We start from the raw sequence: 23,521 nt of genomic DNA, 5'->3' as shown, positions 1-23,521 counted from the left end.
AGTATGTTAAAAATTGGACAATATACATTTAATTCACGTTTACTATTAGGAACAGGGAAATTTCCGGACTTTACGACTCAGCGTCAAGCGGTAGAAGAGTCAGAAACAGAAATTTTAACATTTGCTGTGAGACGAATGGATATTTTTGATCAAAATCAGCCTAATTTATTAGAAGCGCTTGATGTGAAGCGTTTCACTCTTTTGCCTAACACTGCTGGAGCAAAAAATGCAGAAGAGGCCGTACGTATTGCTAAATTAGCAAAGGCTTCTGGACTTTGTGACATGGTGAAAGTAGAAGTAATTGGATGTGATAAAACGCTGCTTCCTGATCCAGTTGAAACATTAAAAGCCAGTGAAGAACTGTTAAAAGAAGGCTTTACCGTTTTACCTTACACATCAGATGATGTTTTACTTGCGCGTCGTTTAGAGGAGTTAGGCGTACATGCCATTATGCCAGGAGCTTCGCCTATCGGTTCAGGTCAAGGTATTATTAATCCGTTGAACATGCGTTTTATCATTGAACAATCAACTGTTCCAGTAATTGTAGATGCAGGTATTGGAACGGCTTCAGACGCAGCTCAAGCTATGGAGCTAGGAGCAGATGGTGTGTTATTAAATACAGCTGTTTCAGGAGCAAAAGATCCTGTGAAAATGGCTCGTGCTATGAAGCTAGCGATTGAAGCAGGACGAGCAGCATTTGAAGCAGGACGTATTGAAAAGAAACAATATGCAACGGCAAGCAGTCCAACAGAAGGGATGAGTATCGGTTGATTAATCGTTATTCCCGCCAAGAATTGTTTCAACCTATTGGAAAAGGCGGACAGCAGCAAATTCAAGAAAAGCATGTTCTGATTGTAGGAGCAGGCGCTCTTGGAACAGGGAACGCCGAGGCCCTTGCGCGAGCGGGGGTAAAGAAAATAACGCTCATTGACCGGGACTATGTAGAGTGGAGCAACCTTCAGCGGCAGCAATTGTATAGTGAAAAAGATGCTGATAAAAGAATTCCAAAAGCAATTGCCGCTAAAAAACGGCTTCACGATATTAATCATGATGTAAAAGTAGAAGCGCACGTAGCAGACGGTACCCCTCAAGTTTTAGAACAGCTTGTTGAGGGGGTAGATGTTATGATTGATGCAACCGATAATTTTGACACACGCCTTGTAATGAATGATTTATCACAAAAATATGATATTCCTTGGATTTACGGAGCATGTGTAGGAAGTTATGGAATTAGTTATACTATCATACCAAGTGAAACACCGTGTTTATCCTGTTTGCTTGAATCTGTACCGCTTGGAGGGTTAACATGTGATACAGTGGGGATTATTAGTCCTGCTGTACAAATGGTAGTCGCTCATCAAGTAACAGAAGTGTTAAAAATATTAGTCGGAGACTGGAATGCGCTCAGGAGGGAACTTGTTTCGTTTGACGTATGGAAAAATGAGTATACGAGCATCAATGTGAACGTGTTTCGCAAATCTGCTTGCCGCTCATGCGGCAGTGAACAAACGTATCCCTTTTTACAATATGAAAATCAAACGAAAACAGCTGTGCTATGCGGAAGAAACACGGTACAAATCCGTCCGGGCAAATCAGCCAAGCAGCCGCTGCAGTCTTTAGGTGAACGATTAAAAGAAAAAGGATATAAAATTGAACAAAATCCGTATCTGCTTTCTTTTTATGTAGATGATTACCGTTTAGTGATGTTTCAAGATGGGCGCGTCTTTGTCCATGGAACAAACGATATAGTAGAAGCAAAGTCACTTTATCATCGGTATATTGGGTAAGAAAGAGATGGAGGTTTCAGGCATGACAGTACCAAAAGCATTAACCATTGCTGGATCAGACAGCAGTGGAGGAGCAGGCATTCAAGCAGATTTAAAAACATTTCAAGAGCGTGACGTTTTTGGCATGTCTGTTATTACAGCTGTGACTGCACAAAATACAGTTGGCGTTCAAGGAGTTTATCCTTTAGCAGTAGAAGCAGTTGAAACGCAGTTAGATTCAATTGCCACTGACTTATTTCCTAATGCAGTGAAGACAGGTATGTTGTTCAGTGCTGATATTATTTACGCAGTGGCTCGTAAAATCAAACAGTACGGACTGCAAAATGTTGTAGTTGATCCCGTTATGATTGCAAAAGGCGGTCAGTCTCTTCTTCAAAGAGAAGCTGTACAGGCTCTAAAAGAATTATTGCCTCTTTGTGAAGTCATTACGCCGAACATACCGGAGGCGGAAGTCATCACGGGTAAAGAAATTCACACGATTGAAGACCGAAAAGAAGCGGCAAAACAGATGCATGAGCTAGGTGTAAAGCACGTGGTAATTAAAGGCGGACATGATCAATCTCATCAAGATATGATTGATATAGTGTATGATGGTCATAAGTACGTTGAAATCACGCATGAAAAGATGAATACAAAGCATACACACGGAACGGGATGCACGTTTGCTGCTTGCGTCACGGCTGAATTAGCGAAAGGTAAAAGCGTGGTTGAAGCAGTTCAAACCGCTTCGGATTTTGTTCACTATGCGATTAAGCATACGCTTGAAATTGGTTCCGGACACGGTCCTACTAATCACTGGGCGTATAGAAAATACTTTCGTTCAAACATATAAAAAAAACGTGCCTACAATCTAGGCACGTTTTTTATGAAGAAGGAATATGTGTAGGAATCTCTCCATCGATGCCTAAATAATAATGTCTAAGGGGCTTTAAATTATCATCAAGCTCATAAACAAGCGGCACGCTTGTGGGAATATTCAAGTTCGCAATGCCATCAGGCGAAATGTTATCCAAATACTGCATCAGAGCTCTAATCGTATTACCGTGAGCGGAAATAATAACCTTTTTGCCAGCTTTAATAGAAGGAGCAATAGTTTCGTTCCAATATTCTAGAACCCGCTTTTCTGTATCGGCTAAGTTTTCCGTTACAGGAAATTGTCCCTTAGCTAATTCCTTATACTTAGGGTTGGAAGCTTCATAGCGAATATCTGTTGTCTTTAAAGCAGGAGGGCGTTCGTTCATCGACCTTCTCCACAAATGTACTTGCTCTTCTCCAAATTTTTTTGCGGTTTCTTCTTTGTTTAAACCTTGAAGAGCTCCGTAGTGCCGTTCATTCAACCTCCAAGATTTGTATACGGGAATCCACATGAAGTCCATTTGATGTAAGACAATCCATAGAGTGCGAATGGATCGTTTTAAAACAGAAGTATAGGCAATATCAAAAGTATATTCGTTTTTCTTTAGCACTTTTCCAGCTTCTCGCGCTTCTTGCAATCCATTTTTAGAAAGATCTACATCCGTCCAGCCTGTAAATTTATTTTCCAGATTCCACACGCTTTGTCCGTGCCGAATCAACACAAGTTTTATCATCGTGTTCTCCTTTCAACAGTGACTAAGGACTCTATTCTTTTTTATTATGAGAAGGAAAGAGTTTTTTATCCTAAAGCCGGGGAAAGGAGTTTTTATCATTTAGAAAAAGTGATGCTGAAAAGTAAAGCTTTAACTTTTTTACGCATATGATAAAAATAAAAAAGGGAAGGGAAGATAGTCGATGAGTGACCAAGAACGTCAGATTCAAGCGTTGCACAGCCAGATTGAAGATTTAAAAGAAGAAATGTATCAGATGAAGCTTGATATTAGCACATTAGAGAAAGAAAAAGGAAAGCCTGTTTTGACACCGGCTCTCGTTGGTCAAATAGGAGGTTTTGTTCTAGGTGGATTAGCTATAATTGGTATTTTCTGGATGTAGAACTTCTCGTTTTGAAAACGAAAAGTTCTCCTGATTTTTCAATAAGCAATTCCAACGCGGCATTTGGAAAATTTTTGAGCCCATATCTCATGGTAGGTAAAGTGAGCGGTATCTCCCGTTGAAATTTTAACGGCATCAGCTGGTAAAATATCTTTTTCCACTCGATACGTGCCTGTTATTTCACCCTCAGGCAAGTATGTTGGGCATATAACCGTCCAGTTTAGATCACTTTCCTTCAAGTGTAAGTATCCTTTTAAATGATCTTCTGCTGCTCTGGTCGTTTTACGCTTTGATTCATTTGATTGAAAACGATACTTTTCTGGTTCTGTTCGTGATTGTAAGATGCCTGCAGTTCCAATAGTAAGAATACGATGAACGCCGTAATACTTCATGCTGTTTATAATAAGCGGCATACTTTTTGAAATCGTCTCTGCACCATCTGTATTTAACGCGCTGACTACGATATCTTGGTGCTTGAGGGCAAAGTTGGTATTTTCTTGATGAAGTACATCGCCTTGTAAGATATGTAGGTTTGGATGACTAACCTGTAGCTTAGTGCGGTCTCTAACAAGTACAGTAACGTCGTTTTCATCTTTTAGCATCATTTTTAATAAAGACTGTCCAACTCGCCCTGTAGAGCCTAATAGTAAAATTTTCATTGGCTACACCCCTCTATAAAAGATAGTATCTATTCTTTAGGATATACAATCTGTATACTTATTCATAATAAAAAGCATGCGTAGCATAAAGTAATACAAAGTTGATGAATGAAATATTCAACAACAAAAAAATTTGATATGATAAAAAGACAGAAAAATCAAAAAATAGGAGAGTGAATGTCTTTTGGGAGACTTGCCTCTGAATCAAATGATGATATTAGTCGTTTTGCTTATGTTATCAGCTTTCTTTTCATCTGCTGAGACAGCCTTTTCAAGCGTAAATAAAATTCGTTTAAAACATTACGCTGAGAAAAAATATCGGGGAAGTAAAAAAGCGCTGCATATTGCTGAACACTTTGAGCAGACGCTATCGACAATTTTAGTAGGAAATATTGTCGTAAACATTGCTGCGTCCTCTTTGGCAGCTAAAATTGCCCTCGATATGTTTAAAGGAAACCTAGCACTTGTGATTAGTATCATCGTTATGACCATCATCATTTTGATTTTTGGTGAAGTCTTGCCAAAATCGTTAGCTAAAGAGCATGCCGAATCTTTTGCGCTGATGATTTCTTCCTTGTTATTTATTATTATTAAATTGTTAACCCCGATTTCCTTCTTATTTTTACAGGTAAAAAAAGGAACTTCTCACTTGGTAGCGTCTGCTCCTACACCAACGATTACAGAAGATGAAATTAAAGTCATGGTAGATTTAAGCGAAGAAGAAGGAACGATTAATAATATTGAAAAAGAGCTAGTTCATCGTTCACTCAATTTTAATGACATTGTGGTGGGGCAAATTTTAAAACCTAGAATAGATGTCACAGCAGTTGACGTAAATGCCGATATTGATTCGGTTTGTCAAATGTTTCTTGAAGAGAGATATTCGAGAGTGCCTGTATATGAAGATCATATTGATAATATTATTGGCATTTTATCAGAAAGAGAATTTTTAACCTGTTTAGTCCAAAGAAAAAAGATTTCTATTCGTGATTTGTTGAGACAACCTATTTTTGTAGTAGAATCCATGAAAATATCTGTTCTATTGCCAGAGCTCCAAAAAAGTAAGGTTCACATGGCAATTGTAGTTGATGAGTTTGGGGGAACGGCCGGTCTTGTGACCTTAGAGGATATATTAGAAGAAATTGTAGGAGAGATTTGGGATGAACATGATGAAGCTGTTAAGTATGTACACCGGATAGGAGAAAAGGAGTACGAATTTAACGCCGACATCCCTATTGATGAATTTTTAACCTATATAGCGGTTAGTTCTCCTGACAGTACGTGCCATACCTTAGGGGGATGGATATATGAGCAGTTTGATCATATTCCTGCTAAAGGAGACTTTTTCTCATATGAAGAGATATTGTTTACCATTAAGGAAGTAGAAAATCGACGTATTCGCAAAGTTTCCGTAAAATCATTTGCGAATAAGAACGAGGAAGCTGATTAAAAGAAACTAGAAAGCGCTCCAAGAAATCTTGGAGCGCTAAAGCCATAATATGAAATTAGTTAATATTAGTACTTGCCGCCTAGGTTTTGCTCAGCTAATTGTACTAAACGTTTTGTGATTTCGCCACCAACAGATCCGTTCGCACGAGCTGTTGCATCTGGTCCTAAGTTTACACCAAACTCACTAGCGATTTCGAACTTCATTTGATCGATAGCAGCTTGAGCACCAGGCGCTACTAACTTGTTTGATGAATTTCTGTTTGATGCGTTTTGATAATTTGCCATGTGTATTCATCTCCTCGTTAGATAAAATAGATTGTAATGGTTGAGTTAGCTGGAGTTGAACCAGCCGAGCAGATGCATCGATTAGATCTGCTTGCCTACCGCGGCGTAACTCAATGTTTGCGAGCTGTTGTGCTCGGTTGTTACTAGTATTATGGCGAAAGGAAAAAAAACATATACATAGAAATTTATTGGTAATTTATAGAAATTTTTGTGTGGAGTTTGATAAAGAGTAAGAGAGTTTTATTCCGTGCATATTATAGGTACATATTGATCAGGTAAAGCGAGGTGTGCGGATGTCGATTTGTTCCTTATGTAATGGGTTTAGTGATGTACAAATGACGTGCAAAACATGTGGAGGAGTGCTGGGAGATATGGGAAAAGTCAGCGATTATTTTGATGATTACAGTGCTTACATGGAAATCGATCAGTTAAAAGTAGAAAATGGTTATCCTAGTGATTTAGCAAATCACCAATGTATTCATCTCTTTTACTGCTCTACTTGTCACAGTGAAGAATTGAAGCAAATACAGGAATAAAAAAAGACCCCTAGGGGTCTTTTTTTATTCGTGTTCAGCACGGATGCGCTGTTCAGATTCTGCATCAAAGAAATGCGCTTTGTTCATATCTAATGCTAAGTCTAGAGACTGAAGCGGTTTAATATCTGTTCTTGAATCTACGCGTGCTACAAAATCTTGTCCGCCAAGTTTAGAATAAAGCATGGTTTCAGCTCCCATTAACTCGGATACATCGACTTTGATTGTAACTTTTGTGCCAGGTGAAGATTCAATAAATACAGGCTCATCATGGAAATCTTCAGGACGGATGCCTAAAATAATTTGTTTGTTTAAATATCCTTGCTCGCGCAGTATTTTCATTTTACCTTCCGGAACTGCAAGAAGAGAATCGCCTACTTGAACCTTTCCGTCTTTTAACGTTCCGGTTAAGAAGTTCATAGCAGGAGAACCAATAAACCCGCCTACAAATACATTTTCAGGTTTTTCATATACTTCTTTTGGTGTACCAACCTGCTGGATAATCCCATCTTTCATAACAACTAAACGAGAAGCCATTGTCATTGCTTCGGTTTGGTCATGCGTTACGTAAATTGTCGTTGTACCCAAACGCTGGTGAAGCTTCGCAATTTCAGAGCGCATTTGCACACGTAATTTCGCGTCTAAGTTTGATAAAGGTTCGTCCATTAAGAAGACTTTAGCATCACGAACGATTGCACGACCTAGAGCTACACGCTGACGCTGTCCGCCGGATAATGCCTTTGGTTTGCGCTCTAAGTATTGCTCAAGTCCTAAAATACGAGCGGCATCTTTTACGCGGCGGTCGATTTCATCTTTTGGTAATTTACGAAGTTTTAAGCCAAAAGCCATGTTGTCATATACGCTCATATGCGGATACAATGCGTAGTTTTGGAATACCATTGCAATATCGCGATCTTTTGGAGCAACGTCATTTACACGCTTGCTGTCAATATAAAAATCACCTTTGGAAATTTCCTCTAGCCCTGCAACCATACGAAGCGTTGTCGATTTCCCGCAGCCGGAAGGCCCAACAAATACAATAAATTCTTTATCTTGAATGTGAAGGTTAAAATCTTTTACCGCCGTCACATCTTTATCATACATTTTATAAATATGTTCTAAACGTAATTCAGCCATTTCCATTTCCCCCTTGTATGTACTCTATGAAACCGTTTTCTTAATTCTAGTGTAATTTTTTTTAATGAAACGGTAAATGGGAAACATGCACAAAAAAAAGAAAGAGTTTTCGTGCATTATTTACGAAAACCCTTTCATTTTATTTTCCATCTTGCGAATTTTTTAAAGCAAGAATGGCTAAGTAAGCAGACACAGCTCCTGTGAAGTGTTTGATATCAAGGTGTGTGCGATCAATAAACTTCTCAATTCTATACTGCAAGCTGTTGCGATGCATGTACAATTTCTTAGCAGCAAGAGATACGTTTAAATTACATTCTAAATAAACTTTAATCGTTTCTAAAAGATCTCCATCATCTTTTACTAAGTCAAGTAAATGTATCATATGATTTTGGATTGCCTCTGAAGACTCTTGCAGAACCAAATGGGGTAAAACGTCGGTAAAATGGATAACATGGTTTTGTTCGACTGTATGCTTAATTTGATAAAACCATTTCTTTTCACGCTCAAAAATTAATCGCGGTGAAGACGGAAAAAAGTGAATTTGTCCTTCAAAGAACTGAATCGAAGTTTCAAAATCATGACATAGCACCTCGATAGAATCTGATAAATTTTCAGTTAAGTCATTAGGATCATCAAAGGTTTCGATAACGATACCTGATTGTTTATCAATCCACAGCACAGTAACAGAGGTAGAATACAAGGCATGAAGCGCATTTTCAAACTCTATTTTTTGTTCAAACAAACGTTTAATTAAAAACTGGGTGAAGCGAAAAGAATGGTGCGTATGATGAGAGTGAATGACTTTTTCAGGTGCTTCAAATAACAGGTTTGACCAATACAATTGCTCTGGCGTCAGTAAAGAAACTTTCTCATCATAAGGAGTTAAAAAAGCAGAAAGTAACGCCTGCTCTTTTTGAGATAAAGCCGTGTGTTCAATTCCAATGAAGCCTTCATCACATGAAAACCATTTGTAACGTTCAAATTGAGAAGGGATTTTAGCCTTAATCATTTTATCCCCAAATAGTGTGTGCAGCTGTTTCATCTGTGCTCGTTCCCTTCGGTGAAAGCTTACTATTCATAAACGTGAAAAAGCATAAGCTCATGAATATAATCAATTAATTGTGTTTCATCTATTTGATTAGAAAGCGCAGTTTTCCATACAATTTGTCCATCTTTTAAATAATCAGCCTCATAATAAACCCGATTCATATAAAACGAGATGTGCCAGCCTGGCATTCGATTATTTTGATACAGTGGTTTAACCTGAAAGTGTGAAACCATAAAGAAAATCTCCTTTCTCAATTAGTTATTATAAGCTTACCATGAGAAAAGGAGATGAAAAATCATTTAATCTAAAAATTTTGTTAATTTGTAAAATATGTTGCATATGTGTTTAGCACCTTGCGTTTGAATATCTGTTTCATCAAAAATCATCGGTTTTGCATTCACTTCAAACAAATAATACTGCCCTTGAGCTGACTTTGCCATATCAAGAGAAAATTCTTCAACTAGAGGGAAGGACTTTTGAAGGACTTGCCCGCACGTATTTACAAAAGACGAAAGAAAGGAAGTATCTACTTCATCTTCAAGATCTTGAAAAGGTGAAATGCTTCCGCCGTTTAAAGTATGTGTTGTAATGGATTGATAGGGACTATGTCGAATACCGACGCCGCTAATAACATATCGGCTATCTTTGTGATGCGCTAAAATACGTAAGTCATAGCGCCTGTCTTTGAATGGTTGCGTCTCAATCGCTTCTTGAATGAGATAAGCAGACCTGGGAAGGTCAATTGCTTTTAAAGAAGAAAATTCTTCTTTGCGTTTATGATCTTGGTAAATAATCGTATGCTTATGGGAAGATAATCGAAAAATTCCAGCACCTTTACTGCTGTTAATAGGCTTAAAGTAAAGGGAAGAGTGTTTTTGCAGAAGCTTAGCAATATCAATTTCTGGTGTTAAACGATAGGTTTTAGGAAGGTGAGAAGATAGTAGTGGATCCTTTGAAAATAATTGATATACTTTCCATTTTGAAAAAAAAGCGGAATTAAAAAATGGGATGTGCTTGCCTTTAATTTTTTGATGTAAAGATGTCAGCTTCTTGATTTCTGATTTTCTTCCTGGATAACGATTATATATAACGTTTGGCAGCGGTAAAGTTGTTTTGATCCACTGCTTTTTTGCACCGTCAAAGCAATACCCTTCAAAGAAGTGATGAGACATTGTTTCTTCAGCGAATAAAGCAAGAAGCCCGCCTTTTTCTTGCAGGGTATGATGTAAGAGTTCTAATAAAGGGCGCTGTTTTACATTCAGTTTTTCCAAAACAGCTTTGTTCGTTAAAACTCCCACAATAGGACCGACTTTTTCTCCTTTTAAACGAAGAAAAGCTTGAGTAGAAGAAATGTTTTGAGTAAAGGGAAGTTCAATTTCTTGAACTCCCCATGTGTAAGATGCTGAAGGGTTATGATGAAACCACTGCTGCTTTTCTTTGTGATAGTAAATTGTAATCATATGCTGATGCCTTCAGGTGTATTTAGATAGTATCCAGATAAGTAAATCGCATATTCTAGAGAAAGTTTTCTAGTTTGTTGATCTGCTTTTCGTAAGGCAGGGTGTGAAAAAATAGAGCGACCGGGCTTAGAGTTAGCTTCAAACAGCCATACATTTCCTTGATAATCCACTCCAAAATCGAATCCAAGCTCTCCAATTAATCCGTTCAACTCCTGTTCAAGCACATGACTAATTGAGATAGCGGCATCTTTTAGCTTATTTTCAATTTCTTTCTTGTAAGAAGGGTTGGTGAATATTTTGGCTGTAGCTTCAATTTCTCCGCCGTAATCAAGATGCGTAGTGATGCTGTTGGGACCGGCTACTTTAGCAGCTAAAGCAGTAAGCACCCATTGGTTATTCCCGTCTTTATTCGTATGCACGCGAAAGTCTACACAGCGCTTTTCTTTTTTGATTAATGAAATACCTTGCTGAGCAATGTAGGAGGGATTAGTAAGTAAATATTCAAATTCTGATAATAGATCCTCTAAGGTTTCTTTTTCTTGAACATGAAGACCTTTTTCTCCTTTGTAAGTCAGCGTGTACATGGAATCCTTAAAAGATAGGGTATAAATGCCGCGGCCTAAGCTTCCGTTTTTCGGTTTTAAATAAACGGTTTGATGAAGAAGCAGAAGTTTTTTTATTTGCTCACACGAAGGACTTTCAACTGTGTAAGGTAACAAATAGGCTGTCTGCTCGTTCAGTTTTAAAAGCTCATGAATTTCCCACTTGTTGAAAAAATCAGGATTAAAAAATGGAATGCCGTAATCAGTCATCATCTTTTCTTTAATGAACTTAAAAGAAGCTAACCCCTCTGTTTTTCGATTTGGCAAACGATTATATACAACGTTAGGAAGCGGGATTTCATGCTGTGTCCAGCCGCTTTCTTCATAAAAATAGCCGTTTATGGTCCCGGTTTCCCAGTTGATATGATGAGTTCCAAAAATAAAAGGCAGTCCCCCTGTTATACTTGCAGTAGAAAGAAGTTTAGCTAAGTGAAGGGAACGCTTTCCAATTGGCCGCAGCAGAGAACCAGTAAAACCAGCGGATAGCACACCGATTAAAGGTCCTAAGTGAATGGTCTCATTCACAATAATAGGTTGCATCATATGGGCGAAAGGAATTTGAAGTTTTGTCATTAGCTCAGCTGAAATCTGAATTTCTTCACGTTCTGAAGATTGTATAAGGCATGGAGCTGTCATTGTTCCAAAAGCTGCTTGTTTCAAGGAGTCTTTGTAAAGAGATGCAGGAACAGAAAGATCGCAGCCTAGCTGCTCTACTACAACAAGGCGAGTAAGAGTTTTTTTCATAGCATTACTCCTTACGATACGATAGTGTGTTAGCTAAATAGACGCAGTAAGACAGGACATTTTTATACATGACTTCTTTTTGTTCAGGTGCTGTCTCCATTACTATTTTTCTTCCCGGTTTCGAATTTAAATCTAGAATCCAGATGCTGAAGTCTCTCGAGATACATAAATCAATACCTAATTCAAAAAGAGAAGGAAAGTGATTTTCCAGTACGGACGGAATCGTTTTACAAATGGTGTTGATTTCATCCATTACATATTGACGATGAACGCGAGGGATGCGAGGCAGCAAGTTCTCAAAGGGTACAATAGATGCTCCTGAACTTACATTTGTTACGATGGAGTCCCGTTCACCTTGTCTAATTCCTCTTCCAATTTCTTTCCAAGCACCATCGTTTCCTTTTTGTAATAGCAGTCTTATATCAAAAGGAGTGCGTTCATAAGGGAAAAATGAAATATGGGGCTGAGCAATATACAGTACATCACGGGTCGTTTTCGTAAACCAGTTCTTAAACTCCTGAAAAGAGGAAAATAGAATGGTGTTTACAATGTCATTTTGTTGATAAGAAGCTTCAATTTCACGTCCGCGCTGTCTTAATTTCACAATCCCTTTACCTTGTGAGCCGTTGGCAGGTTTAATCATTAGGCTATCGTTTGTTCGAAGCAGCTGAACAAGTTGCTCTACACTTTCGATTGGAGTGGTAGGAGGAATATATGAAGATAAATAGCTATCTTTTTTAATTACTTCATAGACATCTAGCTTATTGGGTAATCCATGGCCTAAAAATGTAACATCTTCCCGCTGTTTAAGCCAGTTTACAATAGGGCGAGCCTTTTTAGACAGAGAGTCTTTTCGATAAAAGCAGCGATCGTAAATAAACGAAGGAAGTAAGAAGGAATCTTCTATCCATTTCTTTTGTTGTAAATCGTAGCGGAAGCCTTCAATATTTTCGGTGTTAGGATGAATGTTAAAAGGAGTAAAACGGTATATTTCAATCGAAAACTCAGAAGCATGTTTAGCAATTTCGGTCACGTACTCCACTTCTTGCTGTGGGTGAATCGTTAAAAAGCCTAATGAAATCATCGTAAATCCTCCTTGGGAAATTGAAAATTCGTTGCATGCAGACAATAATCAAGCAGTGCTTTTGTTGATGGACGGACGGAGAAAGCGCTTGAATCGGATTGTTTGGAAGGTTTGACATTTACTTCAATAATCCAAGGCTTTCCTTCTTGATCAATCGCTAAATCAATACCGAATTCTGCATAAAGTTCAGACGGATGAGAAAGCTGCGTGCAAATTTCAATCGCAATCTCTTTTAAAAGTGAAAGGATATGGCGCGTAGTTTTTGAATCATAGAGCTGAGTTAACACTTGCTGAGGAGGATGAATATCTCCTCCACGGGCAAGATTTGAGACGAAATTGCCGGGTTTTGATACACGTGTGACAATGGACGTGATTTTCCACGTCAAGTCGTCTTTTTTATGACAGAGAATGCGGAAATCAAAAGGGCACTGTTTGTATGTCTGCAGTGAAATTCCTTCTTGGATGAGGAATCCTTGCCTTTTTAATTGACTATAAAGCGTTTCAAATAAGTCATAAAGAGATTCATATTCTTTTTCATACGTCTGCGTAAACGTTGTATAGTCTAAAATATATTTCTCTTTTTTGGAAATTTTAAAAATGTTTTTTCCTTGGCTACCATGAACAGGCTTCAAAAAAACATCGTCATGAAGTTCCAAAGCGTCAAGAAGATCTTGACGTGAACGAAGCTGATACGTTTTTGGCAAATATGGAAGCAAGTGTACGACGTCTTTAAGCTGTTGAAAAACCGTCCATTTATTTAAGTAGCGTGCGTTAAAGAAAGGAACGTCATGTTCTTTTAAAAATGTTTTAAAGGTTTGAAAATCAGCGGTTTGCTCCGTTTTCCTGGCATGAATCCGATTGTGTACGATTCCAGGAAAGGGAACGTCTGAATAAACCCATCGATCAGCGCGATAAACATATCCTTTAGGGGATAATGACTTCACGTCGCTTAATTTGCTCACATAGCAAAAACACCCTAACTCCTTGCAAGCTTGAACAAATTCCTTACAAAATACAGAAATGGAGCCAAAGAGTTCTTCATCTTCTCGAACTTCTGTTACGATGCTAATTACGGGTCCCAACCTAAACGTGTTCTCTTCATAAATGCCTCTCAGCTGATGCGTTTCATAGGGAAAGCGAAAGTCTGTAAATAGAGCTTCTGACATCATGAAACAGCATTCTCGATGCTGAAAAACGGTGGCTTTGACTTCTTTCGTGATGGAGCCTACTGTTAACGTAAACTCGTGCTTGCACTTCACACGGGAGAACAGAGCAGAACTAATGTAAATGTCGCTGCTCATATGGTTCTCTAGTGGTTTTAGAGAAATGGTAAAAGTATTCATAAACGAATCCTCTTTTTCTTTCCTTTAGTAGGCGAATGCTGATATATACTATGAGGAATTAGCCCAATCTGTGAAGAGAATTTATCGTTTTCTGAGAAAATAAAGGTCTTAAGCTGAATTTTATATAATAATTTGTTATAGTTAGGGAAGTCAAGAAATTATAGAACTTAATTAGGAGGAACTTAACGTGTCTGTAAACTTACATGATGTAGCAAATGATTTAGAAAAAGCAATTCGTCAAAGCGACGATTACACAAACTTAAAAAACTTATATGCAGCAGTAAACGCTGATCAAGGTTCAAAACAATTATTTGAGCGTTTCCGTACAATGCAAATGGAGCTGCAACAAAAGCAAATGATGGGCCAAGAAATCACTGAAGAAGAAGTTCAGCAAGCTCAACAAACAGTTGCAATCGTTCAACAAGATCAAAATATCGCGAAGCTAATGGAAGCTGAGCAACGTATGAGCATGGTAATTGGTGAATTAAACAAAATTATCATGAAGCCACTTGAAGAACTTTACGGTGCGGCTGAATAAGAGATAGAGGATAGAGGAAAAGAGAAATCTTTTCCTCTTTTTTTTATGCGGAAATTCCTTCTAATTGTGCTGTTCTGCTCATAAGCTTAGTAACAAGGCTACACATGCCGACTATCATGAAAAGGTCATTTATAACCGTATCCTAACGGATTAGACATCTATGAAAGAAGGGGTTCTCATATGGCTTATCGATTGCTAGCGTTGAATATTGATGGAACCATTTTAAATAGCCAAGGGCGCGTTACAAAAGAAACGAAAGACGCAATTCAATTCGTGAAAAATAAAGGGGTTTACGTTACGTTAGTAACAAACAGGCATTTTCCGTCTGCTAAAAAAATTGCTCGGTCACTTAAAGTTCATCCAGCAATGCTAATTACTCATAGCGGTGCCTTTATCGGAACATCGATAGACAAACCGATACTAGATAAGAGAATTAGCGAGGAAAAAACATTTAATCTCATTCAGCTTTTTGAAAATTTTAATTGTCATGTCCGCATTTTACATGAAAGGTTTTCAATTGGAAATCGTGTAAAGCTTCCCAATAATATTGTAGCTAAAAGCGTGTTAAAAACGGGAGAACCGCTCTTTTATCCCGTGCAGTTCGTAGATTCATTAGGAGATACGCTTCGTGATGAACCTGTTTCTACGCCAAAAATAGAAGTGTATTTTGCAGATCGTAGAGAAAAAGAATACGCCGAGCAAACAATTGCTAGTGCAGTTCCGGATATTGAATGGTTTTCGTATCCAAATGAAAATAGATGTTATATTACGCCAAAAGGAGCCACAAAAGCTGCCGGCGTTCGTTATGTAGCAAATCGTCTAGGAATACCAATGGAAGACGTAGTAGCAATTGGAAATTGCTATGATGATTTAGAAACGATTGAACATGCAGGAATGGGTGTGGCCATGGGCAATTCACCAACAGAATTAAAAATGCTTGCGGATTGGGTTACTCGTTCTAATAATGAAAATGGTGTAGCCTATATGGTGAAAGAATTATTTAGAAAGCAGCAGCGCCTTGGTTATCTTCATCAAATTGACAGCTTTCGTTTAAAATAAATAAAGGAAAAAAGTGGCTAGGACAAAAGCAGTTTAGCCGAAGGAAGATCCGAACGATGAATCGAGATTCTTGATAGAGAATCCAATTCGTTCGGGTTTTTTTATTGGTAGGGTGAACGTAGGTTTCATATATGTAGGTGCTTCTAGCTGTTGATTGGAGGGCAAGGCGAAGGCTTCTGCGGGAAAAGCGCAAGCGACGAGAAGGCTCATCGGCCGCTCGCGGAAAGCAAAACCTTGCACGGAAATCAACAAAGTGTAACAAGCGGTTCAGCTCATGTGTCTCATTTGTTCGTCTTTAGATTGAATTAATGTAGTTATGGCTCAATCTCTTTTTCCGTTTGTTTCCTGTCTGCGCATTCCCTTGAGCTGAGCACCTTGACCGGACATACGTAGGTTTTGTAAACTGATTACTTAGATAGAATTGATTTGAAAGGTGATTATATTGAACATTTATATAAAAGGTATAGAAGATGAGCGTTTTTTACGTCCGCTTCACCGAATTTCAGATTTGTTTTTTGAAGAAAGCAACGTCTCCTTTGAGGATGATAACGAAGCTCAGCTGAAGGTCGAAGTAGAGCTAAAAGTTCATGAAGAAATTTATGCGAAAGCAGTGCTGCATGACGCTGAAACGGACAAGGTGTTTACAGAAGAGCTTGCTAAATCGTTTACGCCGTATGAAACAGAAAAAGAAAAATTTAAGCAAATAAAAAATGTGGTGCTTCGCGTCTACTTATCTGTACTACAGGAGTATACAAGCATTGTTCAAAAATGGGGTATTTTAACTGGTATACGTCCGACGAAGCTGCTTCATATGAAACTGCAGTCAGGCAAAAGTAAAGAACAAGCGCATCGTGAGCTAAAGGAAGAATATTTAATCACCGATGACAAAATTAATTTAATGCAGCATATTGTGGATCGTCAACTAGCAGCTATTCCCGATTTACATGAGTTAAAGAACGAGGTAAGCATTTATATAGGCATTCCGTTTTGTCCGACGAAGTGTGCATACTGTACATTCCCAGCCTATGCGATTAACGGACGTCAAGGATCCGTTACGTCATTTTTAGGCGGCTTGCATTATGAGATGCGTGAAGTAGGAAAATGGCTAAAAGACAATAACGTCAAGATTACAACCGTCTATTATGGCGGAGGCACACCAACGAGCATTACCGCTGAAGAAATGGATATGCTGTATGAAGAGATGTATGAATCGTTCCCGGATGTACAAAATATCCGTGAAATTACGGTAGAAGCAGGAAGACCCGATACGATTACGGAAGAAAAGCTAGCTGTTTTGAACAAATGGAATATTGACCGGATTAGTGTAAATCCGCAGTCTTATATTCAAGAAACCTTAAAAGCTATTGGACGTCATCATACGGTTGAAGAAACTATTGATAAATTTCATCTTTCTCGAAAAATGGGGATGAATAACATTAACATGGATTTAATTATTGGTCTTCCAAATGAAGGTGTAGAAGAATTTCAGCATACGCTAGACGAATCTAAAAAATTGCTTCCTGAATCTTTAACTGTTCATACGCTATCGTTTAAACGCGCGTCTGAAATGACTCAAAATAAACGGAAATACAAAGTGGCAGATCGCTATGAAATTGGTAAAATGATGGATTTAGCGACTGAGTGGACTCAAGAACAAGGGTATGAACCTTATTATTTATATCGCCAAAAAAATATTTTAGGTAATTTAGAGAACGTTGGATATTCATTCCCTGGTCAAGAGAGCCTGTACAATATTATGATCATGGAAGAAAAGCAGACGATTATTGGTCTGGGATGCGGGGCATCCAGTAAGTTCGTGCATCCAGAAACAGGCATTATTACAAGGTTTGCGAATCCAAAAGACCCAAAATCGTACAACGATGGATTCGAGCACTACACCCAAGAGAAACTCAAGATTTTAGATGAATTGTTTAGGAAATAAAAAGGTCACTTTTTAGTGATCTTTTTTTATTTTCAGCAGGGAAATGTCGGAATCTGTTGAATATATAAAAAAGTTGTAAGCGTTTTCTTATTATGGCGATGCGAGGTGCCGCTTAATGATGAATGTACAGTTAACCGTAACATCTATGATGGAAAGAGCTGAAAAGCTGTTTGGTAAAAAAGAAGTGGTTTCTAAATCTTCAAAAGGAATTCAGCGTTTAACTTATAATCAGTTAATAAAACGGACTCGGCAGCTCTCTAGTATGCTAGAACGAATTGGAGTGAAGCGAGGAGAAAGAGTCGGAACGTTTGCATGGAATCATCATAAACATCTAGAAGCTTATTTTGCTGTGCCGGGAATAGGCGCTGTTCTTCACACAATTAATATCCGGTTAGATTCTGAGCAAATTGTATACATCATTAACCATGCACGCGATAAAGTCATTTTACTTGATGAATGCTTTTTACCTTTATTCGAAAGCATTCATCAAAAGCTTCCACATGTTGAAGCCTATATCATTATGTCAGATGAAGATAAGCTGCCAGAAACAGACTTGCCAGTTTATCATTACGAAAATTGGATTCAGCAAGGGCATGCATCGCATTCCTTTGTTCAAGATTTAAACGAAGAAGAACCAGCAGGCCTTTGTTATACCTCTGCTACTACAGGAGAGCCAAAGGGCGTTGTATATTCTCATCGAGCTATTTATCTGCACTGTATGGCGCTAGGGCTTGCTGATAGTGCTGGATTATCAGAAGCAGATACCGCTATGCCTATCGTTCCAATGTTTCACGTGAACGCATGGGGAATTCCTTTTGCTGCCGTTTGGTTTGGAACAAAGCTCGTGCTGCCGGGTGCTTTTTGTACTTCAGAGACGATTGCTTCTCTGATTGAACAAGAGAAAGTAACTCTGGCTGCAGCAGTACCTACCGTTTGGTTAAACTTTTTACAAGAGATAGAAAAAAGGCCTTACGCAGTCGATAGTTTGCGAGCTATTTTATGTGGCGGATCAGCGGCTCCAAAAAGCGTCATTCGAGAATTTCAGGAAAAATATCAAATTGAATTTATGCATGCATACGGAATGACGGAAACAAGCCCTGTGGTGACCGTCTCCCGTTTAAAAAGCTATCAGTACAGCGAAGACTTTGAGTATCAGCTCAACGTAAAAGCGAAGCAAGGTTTCTTAGTTCCTGGCGTTGAAATGAAAGTAATAGGTCAAAATGGAGAAATTGCTTGGGATGGAGTGGAAATGGGTGAGCTATTACTAAAGGGCCCATGGGTAGCTTCTGAATATTACAAGGATAAAAGAACAGAAGATACGTTTAAAGACGGCTGGCTGTATACCGGAGATATTGTGACGGTTGACGAAGAGGGAACGATCAAAATCGTAGACCGAACAAAAGATTTAATTAAAAGCGGAGGAGAATGGATTTCATCGGTTGATCTAGAAAACGCGCTTATTGCCCATGAAGCTGTTTTCGAAGCCTGTGTCATAGCAGTCCCTCATAAGATGTGGCAAGAGCGTCCAGTTGCTTGTGTCGTGTTAAAAGATGCATACAAAGGCATCGTTTCGTCAGAAGAGCTGCTGGAATTTTTAGCGCCGCAGTTCGCGAAATGGTGGCTTCCAGATGACATTTTATTTATGGATGAGATCCCGAAGACAACGGTAGGAAAGTTCTTAAAACGTACGCTTCGTGAACAAGTCCTCAATCATTATCAGAAAGGGTGAGTAAGATGACCGTCGAATTAAAAGTAGTAGAACTAGTTTTGCAAGAGCGTATCGCCACAATTTCGTTTAACAGGCCGGATGCGTTAAATGCATTAAACGAAGAAGTGCTAGAGCAGTTTATTCAATGTTTAAAAGTTGTCGAAGAAAGTGAAGCCGACTTTTTAATAGTAAAAGGAAACGGAAAAGTATTTTCAGCAGGCGGAGATATTAATATGATGATGTCACCTTCACAATCAAAACGTTTTGAGCAGGTAATGGATTTGATTAATGAAGCCGTGCTGACTTTATACAGCCTCCCTCAAATGACGATAAGTGTACTGCACGGTGCGGCAGCAGGGCTAGGGCTGAGCATCGCGCTTGCTTCTGATTATATTATTGCAGAAAGACACACAAAAATTGCCATGAACTTTATCGGCATTGCTCTAATTCCAGACGGAGGCGGTCACTTTTTACTAGAAAAGCGCATCGGTGCTCATCGTGCAAAACAGCTAATTTGGGAAGGAAAGACATTAAAAGCAGAGGAAGCTCATCAATTTGGCATAATTGATGAAATAAAAGAAGGAGATTTGGCGAAGCATGTAGAAGACTATCTCTCATATTGGCTAAAAAAACCTTCACGTGCTTTGAAGGAAACAAAGCGAATTTATGTGGAGACATCTGTTTCACAATTAAAGCAAGTGCTTGCGCTTGAGAAAAGAAGTCAGTTTGCTATGAGCCAAAGTTCGGATCATAAGGAAGGTGTACGTGCGTTTCTGGAAAAGCGAGCGCCTGTTTTTAATCAAAGTGAAAAAGATATTTCCGAAAATTAAGTGAACTAGTTTAAAAGCCAATATTTTTGTCTATCATATTGATAGAGCATGTTTAAAAGTTGCAAAACAGTGGTAACACAAGATAATGTAGAAACTAATGAGGTGATTGGAAATGAACAAAACAGATTTAGTAAACGCAGTGGCAACAAAATCAGAGTTAACAAAAGCAGATGCATCTAAAGCAGTTGATGCATTACTAGAAACAATTTCATCAACGCTAGGTGAAGGTGAAAAAATTCAGTTAATCGGCTTCGGTACATTTGAAGTACGCGAGCGTGCTGCTCGTACAGGCCGTAACCCTCAAACGGGTGAAGAAATGCAAATTCCAGCATCAAAAGTACCGGCATTTAAAGCTGGTAAAGAACTAAAAGAAGCTGTAAAGTAATATAAAACGCCGGAAAGCTAAAACTTTCCGGCGTTTTGTATTAACGATGAAACAATACAAGTTTTCCGCTAGAGCTAACGCATCGATATGTTTTTTCTAAATAGGAAAGCTCTTCTAACTTCTTGGTGCCGATAGTCTTTGCTTCTGTCTCAGAAGCTGCTTCAAAACTTTCATCTATTAATTTTTCTCCAGTCTTTTCAAAAGCGGTTAATGTGTAAGTACTCATAAAATCTACTCTCCTCTTATAGTATAATTGTAAGCGTATTCAACATATTTCTCGTCCTATTCCTCTAAATCCTGCTAAGGTTTACAGATATCATTTTTTTCCATACAATAAACATAGGTTTATTTACAAAGGAGGAATTAAATGTCTCTTTCTATCCGTGAAGTTTCAAAAAGGTACGGTGAATTTACAGCTGTAAACGAGCTATCCTTGCAAATTCCAAAAGGTGAAGTGTTTGGTTTTTTAGGTGCAAACGGTGCTGGCAAAACGACGACGTTTCGAATGATTTTAGGGCTCATTGAACCAACCTCAGGTCACATCCAATGGAATGATAAATCTTTAACTTACAGTAGAAGTCATCTAGTTGGCTACCTTCCAGAAGAAAGGGGACTGTATCCGAAATTAAAAGTCAAAGATCAGCTCGTATATCTTGGACGGTTGCGCGGAATGAAAAAAGCGAACGTGCTGCAAGAAATGGAACACTGGTTGTCTCGATTTAATATTCCTCAATATGCTTCCAAAAAAGTAGAAGAGCTATCCAAAGGGAATCAGCAAAAAATTCAATTTATTGCCTCCGTTATTCATCGACCCGAGCTGCTTATTTTAGACGAACCTTTTAGCGGCTTAGATCCTGTAAACGTAGAGGTATTAAAAGAAGCGGTGCTTGATTTGAAAAAACGCGGAACGACGATTGTTTTTTCAAGTCATCGAATGGAACATGTGGAAGAACTTTGTGAATATTTATGTATTATGCATCATGGCACGCCTGTAGTGTATGGAAGGCTCCCGGAGATCAAACGTTCATTTGGAAAGAAAAACGTCATTGTACACGGAAAAGGTCCGTTTGAGAGAATTACAGAGCTTGAAGGCGTTGTAAAGGTAAAAAAAACGGTTGAAGGCATGATTGTTCAAATTCAACATGAATCCGTATCACAACTCATTTTTCAAGAACTTAAACACTTTTCATTTGTATCTAAATTCGCAGTGGAAGAGCCTTCATTAAATGATATTTTCATTGAAAAGGTAGGTGCTTCCTATGAATAAATTTTGGGTCATTGTCTTTCATACATATCTTAATAAATTAAAAACAAAATCTTTTATTATTACGACGATTATTACTGCTCTTATTCTAGTTGCTCTTACAAATATGGAGAAAATTATCGACGTTTTTAATTCAGACGATAATGGAACAAATGTGGGTGTCATCTATGACGTGGAAAGCGTATATACTTTGTTCAAACAAAATGTAAATGTCATGGATAAAGACATTCATTTAAAAGAATTTACGTCTGAGTCTAAGGCAAAACAAGCGGTAGAAAGCGGGGAGCTCGATAGCTATTTACTTTTATCTTTAAACGATAAGCAGCTGCCTCAAGCTGTGTACAAAGCTAACTCTTTGGCCGAATCAAACCTTTCTTCTACCTTAGAACAGGCGGTACAGCAAACAAAAGTGGCTATGGCTACAGTAAAAATCGGTTTAGAAGAAAAGCAAATTGATCAGCTTTACAGCCCTGTTTCATTTAAAAAGAAAGCGTTAGTTGAAAATGCCAAAACAGAACAAGAGCTAAATCAAGCAAGAGGTCTTGTGTATGTGCTGCTGTTTGTTATTTATTTTGCCGTTATCATGTATGGGAGCATGATTGCGATGGAAGTAGCTACTGAAAAATCATCCCGCGTTATGGAGATCCTTGTATCGAGCGTATCACCTATTACACAAATGTTTGCTAAAATCATTGGAATTGCACTGCTCAGCTTAACGCAGCTTGCAGTGATACTGAGCGTGGGCTACACATCGTTAAAAGCCAGTGTGGAAACAAATCATAACGGTATCTTTTCTTATCTCGGATTTAATGATGTTCCGCTGACTACATTCGTGTATGCATTTGTCTTTTTCATATTGGGGTACTTCCTTTTTGCTACGCTCGCGGCTTTTTTAGGTTCTCTTGTGAGCCGTATTGAAGATGTACAGCAAATGATTACGCCTATGACCCTTGTGATTGTGGCCGCTTTTTTAATTGCTATGTTTGGACTTGGTGATCCTGAAACCACAATCATTACGGTCACATCTTTTATCCCGTTTTTTGCTCCGATGATTATGTTTTTGCGTGTAGGTATGTTAAATGTTCCTGTATGGGAAGTGGGTGTATCGATAGGGATTTTAGTTGTGACGATTACTGCTTTAGCTATATTTGGTGCCCGTGTGTATAAGGGAGGAGTCCTTATGTATGGGCAATCTACCTCTTTTAAAGATATTAAAAAGGCGCTGCAGCTAACGAAAAAAGAAACATAAAGAAGTGAGAGGCTGAGACAAAAGTAGTTTAGTTGAAGGAAGATCCGAACGAACAACCTAGATTCTTGATGGAGAATCCAACTCGTTCGGATTTTTTTATTGCTATGGTGACCATAGTTTTCATATATGTGGCTGCTTCTAGCTGTGTATTGGAGAGCAAGACGAAGACTCCTGCGGGAAAAGCGGAATAGGTGAGACCCCCGCAGGAGCGGAAGCGACGAGGAGGCTCAGTGCCCTCCCGCGGAAAGCGAAGTCTTGCACGGAAATCAACAGCGGTGTCTCAAGCAGTTCAGCTCCTTTATCCAATTTGTTCGTCTTTAGATTGCATTGATTTTGTTATGTCGCAATCTCATCTTGTATGAAAAAGCGTCTACCCGTGCATTCGGTGCCAAGCGATGGTAAAATGAAATGTAAAGAGCTGTAAATAAGCGGACGAAGCGATAAGAG

The 23,521-nt window shown here is 38.6% G+C and carries 26 protein-coding genes and 1 pseudogene; 16 read left to right on the top strand and 11 right to left on the bottom strand.

The features are described from left to right. Positions 1-3: 3 nt before the first annotated feature. Genes ACFX4N_RS25970 through thiD form a run of 3 tightly spaced genes read left to right on the top strand, consistent with a single transcriptional unit; the run spans position 4 to position 2,619 of the window. On the top strand, positions 4-771 hold the full coding sequence (locus tag ACFX4N_RS25970) for a thiazole synthase (protein WP_013055283.1): 768 nt from the start codon (positions 4-6) through the stop codon (positions 769-771). Beyond that, positions 768-1,787 (top strand): thiazole biosynthesis adenylyltransferase ThiF, encoded by a 1,020-nt coding sequence (locus tag ACFX4N_RS25965; RefSeq protein WP_013055284.1) that lies wholly within the window; start codon positions 768-770, stop codon positions 1,785-1,787. The genes ACFX4N_RS25970 and ACFX4N_RS25965 overlap by 4 nt, the downstream gene beginning before the upstream one ends. 22 nt (positions 1,788-1,809) lie before the next feature. Then, the gene (gene thiD, locus ACFX4N_RS25960) at positions 1,810-2,619 is read left to right on the top strand and encodes a bifunctional hydroxymethylpyrimidine kinase/phosphomethylpyrimidine kinase (protein WP_057274981.1); all 810 of its coding nucleotides are present in this window, start codon (positions 1,810-1,812) and stop codon (positions 2,617-2,619) included. A gap of 31 nt (positions 2,620-2,650) precedes the next feature. On the opposite strand, the gene gpmA is transcribed toward thiD, so the two are convergent. Next, positions 2,651-3,376 carry a 2,3-diphosphoglycerate-dependent phosphoglycerate mutase gene (gpmA, locus tag ACFX4N_RS25955; protein ID WP_050689456.1) on the bottom strand — a complete coding sequence of 242 codons (726 nt, stop codon included), beginning with the start codon at positions 3,374-3,376 and terminating at the stop codon, positions 2,651-2,653. Between the two features lie 181 nt (positions 3,377-3,557). Between gpmA and ACFX4N_RS25950 the strand changes: the two genes are divergently transcribed. After that, positions 3,558-3,755: a hypothetical protein gene (locus tag ACFX4N_RS25950; protein WP_029320754.1), complete on the top strand. Its 198-nt coding sequence runs from the start codon at positions 3,558-3,560 to the stop codon at positions 3,753-3,755. A 38-nt stretch (positions 3,756-3,793) separates the two neighbouring features. Here the strand turns inward: ACFX4N_RS25950 and ACFX4N_RS25945 are convergent, their stop codons facing one another. Next, positions 3,794-4,414 carry an NAD(P)-dependent oxidoreductase gene (locus ACFX4N_RS25945; RefSeq protein ID WP_192101062.1) on the bottom strand — a complete coding sequence of 207 codons (621 nt, stop codon included), beginning with the start codon at positions 4,412-4,414 and terminating at the stop codon, positions 3,794-3,796. Between the two features lie 184 nt (positions 4,415-4,598). Here ACFX4N_RS25945 and ACFX4N_RS25940 point away from each other — a divergent pair, with 184 nt between their 5' ends. Continuing rightward, positions 4,599-5,864 carry a hemolysin family protein gene (locus ACFX4N_RS25940; protein WP_057274983.1) on the top strand — a complete coding sequence of 422 codons (1,266 nt, stop codon included), beginning with the start codon at positions 4,599-4,601 and terminating at the stop codon, positions 5,862-5,864. A 65-nt stretch (positions 5,865-5,929) separates the two neighbouring features. Here the strand turns inward: ACFX4N_RS25940 and ACFX4N_RS25935 are convergent, their stop codons facing one another. Further along, on the bottom strand, positions 5,930-6,148 hold the full coding sequence (locus ACFX4N_RS25935) for an alpha/beta-type small acid-soluble spore protein (RefSeq protein ID WP_013055290.1): 219 nt from the start codon (positions 6,146-6,148) through the stop codon (positions 5,930-5,932). 371 nt (positions 6,149-6,519) lie between these two features. Here ACFX4N_RS25935 and ACFX4N_RS25930 point away from each other — a divergent pair, with 371 nt between their 5' ends. Then, positions 6,520-6,684: a hypothetical protein gene (locus tag ACFX4N_RS25930; RefSeq protein WP_013055291.1), complete on the top strand. Its 165-nt coding sequence runs from the start codon at positions 6,520-6,522 to the stop codon at positions 6,682-6,684. Positions 6,685-6,708: 24 nt separating this feature from the next. On the opposite strand, the gene ACFX4N_RS25925 is transcribed toward ACFX4N_RS25930, so the two are convergent. The 7 genes from ACFX4N_RS25925 to ACFX4N_RS25895 form a co-directional block, all read right to left on the bottom strand. Next, positions 6,709-7,818: an ABC transporter ATP-binding protein gene (locus ACFX4N_RS25925; protein WP_013055292.1), complete on the bottom strand. Its 1,110-nt coding sequence runs from the start codon at positions 7,816-7,818 to the stop codon at positions 6,709-6,711. Positions 7,819-7,957: 139 nt separating this feature from the next. Beyond that, positions 7,958-8,860 carry a PucR family transcriptional regulator gene (locus ACFX4N_RS25920; protein ID WP_057274984.1) on the bottom strand — a complete coding sequence of 301 codons (903 nt, stop codon included), beginning with the start codon at positions 8,858-8,860 and terminating at the stop codon, positions 7,958-7,960. Between the two features lie 29 nt (positions 8,861-8,889). Continuing rightward, positions 8,890-9,099 carry a YheE family protein gene (locus ACFX4N_RS25915; RefSeq protein WP_013055294.1) on the bottom strand — a complete coding sequence of 70 codons (210 nt, stop codon included), beginning with the start codon at positions 9,097-9,099 and terminating at the stop codon, positions 8,890-8,892. 66 nt (positions 9,100-9,165) lie between these two features. Then, entirely contained in the window at positions 9,166-10,326 is a 1,161-nt protein-coding gene (locus tag ACFX4N_RS25910; RefSeq protein WP_057274985.1) for a YheC/YheD family endospore coat-associated protein, read from the bottom strand. Then, positions 10,323-11,672: a YheC/YheD family endospore coat-associated protein gene (locus tag ACFX4N_RS25905; RefSeq protein WP_057274986.1), complete on the bottom strand. Its 1,350-nt coding sequence runs from the start codon at positions 11,670-11,672 to the stop codon at positions 10,323-10,325. The genes ACFX4N_RS25910 and ACFX4N_RS25905 overlap by 4 nt, the downstream gene beginning before the upstream one ends. Positions 11,673-11,676: 4 nt before the next feature. Then, the gene (locus ACFX4N_RS25900) at positions 11,677-12,756 is read right to left on the bottom strand and encodes a YheC/YheD family endospore coat-associated protein (protein ID WP_057274987.1); all 1,080 of its coding nucleotides are present in this window, start codon (positions 12,754-12,756) and stop codon (positions 11,677-11,679) included. After that, entirely contained in the window at positions 12,753-14,099 is a 1,347-nt protein-coding gene (locus ACFX4N_RS25895; RefSeq protein ID WP_057274988.1) for a YheC/YheD family endospore coat-associated protein, read from the bottom strand. The genes ACFX4N_RS25900 and ACFX4N_RS25895 overlap by 4 nt, the downstream gene beginning before the upstream one ends. Positions 14,100-14,286: 187 nt before the next feature. Here ACFX4N_RS25895 and ACFX4N_RS25890 point away from each other — a divergent pair, with 187 nt between their 5' ends. From ACFX4N_RS25890 to ACFX4N_RS25860, 7 genes are all read left to right on the top strand, one after another. Beyond that, positions 14,287-14,637: a YlbF/YmcA family competence regulator gene (locus ACFX4N_RS25890; RefSeq protein WP_013055299.1), complete on the top strand. Its 351-nt coding sequence runs from the start codon at positions 14,287-14,289 to the stop codon at positions 14,635-14,637. A 180-nt stretch (positions 14,638-14,817) separates the two neighbouring features. Further along, positions 14,818-15,696: a Cof-type HAD-IIB family hydrolase gene (locus ACFX4N_RS25885; protein ID WP_013055300.1), complete on the top strand. Its 879-nt coding sequence runs from the start codon at positions 14,818-14,820 to the stop codon at positions 15,694-15,696. 150 nt (positions 15,697-15,846) lie between these two features. Then, positions 15,847-16,005, top strand: coding sequence for a hypothetical protein (locus ACFX4N_RS25880; RefSeq protein ID WP_013055301.1), 159 nt, complete (start codon positions 15,847-15,849; stop codon positions 16,003-16,005). A gap of 130 nt (positions 16,006-16,135) precedes the next feature. Next, positions 16,136-17,638 carry a coproporphyrinogen III oxidase gene (locus tag ACFX4N_RS25875; RefSeq protein ID WP_170943847.1) on the top strand — a complete coding sequence of 501 codons (1,503 nt, stop codon included), beginning with the start codon at positions 16,136-16,138 and terminating at the stop codon, positions 17,636-17,638. A 115-nt stretch (positions 17,639-17,753) separates the two neighbouring features. Then, the gene (locus ACFX4N_RS25870) at positions 17,754-19,367 is read left to right on the top strand and encodes a long-chain fatty acid--CoA ligase (protein WP_377263295.1); all 1,614 of its coding nucleotides are present in this window, start codon (positions 17,754-17,756) and stop codon (positions 19,365-19,367) included. Between the two features lie 5 nt (positions 19,368-19,372). Continuing rightward, complete coding sequence (locus tag ACFX4N_RS25865; protein ID WP_057274991.1) at positions 19,373-20,176, top strand: enoyl-CoA hydratase; 804 nt, start codon at positions 19,373-19,375, stop codon at positions 20,174-20,176. A gap of 112 nt (positions 20,177-20,288) precedes the next feature. After that, complete coding sequence (locus tag ACFX4N_RS25860; protein ID WP_013055305.1) at positions 20,289-20,561, top strand: HU family DNA-binding protein; 273 nt, start codon at positions 20,289-20,291, stop codon at positions 20,559-20,561. A gap of 40 nt (positions 20,562-20,601) precedes the next feature. On the opposite strand, the gene ACFX4N_RS25855 is transcribed toward ACFX4N_RS25860, so the two are convergent. Continuing rightward, complete coding sequence (locus ACFX4N_RS25855; protein WP_192101063.1) at positions 20,602-20,787, bottom strand: YhzD family protein; 186 nt, start codon at positions 20,785-20,787, stop codon at positions 20,602-20,604. A 141-nt stretch (positions 20,788-20,928) separates the two neighbouring features. Here ACFX4N_RS25855 and ACFX4N_RS25850 point away from each other — a divergent pair, with 141 nt between their 5' ends. The 3 genes and pseudogenes from ACFX4N_RS25850 (at position 20,929) to ACFX4N_RS25840 (ending at position 23,436) form a co-directional block, all read left to right on the top strand. After that, the gene (locus ACFX4N_RS25850) at positions 20,929-21,828 is read left to right on the top strand and encodes an ABC transporter ATP-binding protein (protein ID WP_029320779.1); all 900 of its coding nucleotides are present in this window, start codon (positions 20,929-20,931) and stop codon (positions 21,826-21,828) included. After that, positions 21,821-23,074, top strand: a complete 1,254-nt coding sequence (locus tag ACFX4N_RS25845) for an ABC transporter permease (RefSeq protein WP_192101064.1) — start codon at positions 21,821-21,823, stop codon at positions 23,072-23,074. The genes ACFX4N_RS25850 and ACFX4N_RS25845 overlap by 8 nt, the downstream gene beginning before the upstream one ends. A 148-nt stretch (positions 23,075-23,222) precedes the next feature. Beyond that, a pseudogene (locus ACFX4N_RS25840) lies at positions 23,223-23,436 on the top strand (hypothetical protein). Positions 23,437-23,521: the final 85 nt, after the last annotated feature.

This window comes from Priestia sp. YIM B13551 (assembly GCF_042787905.1).
Classification (GTDB): domain Bacteria; phylum Bacillota; class Bacilli; order Bacillales; family Bacillaceae_H; genus Priestia.
Note: the sequence above shows the minus strand (reverse complement) of the source record. Positions and strands in the feature narration are given on the sequence as shown.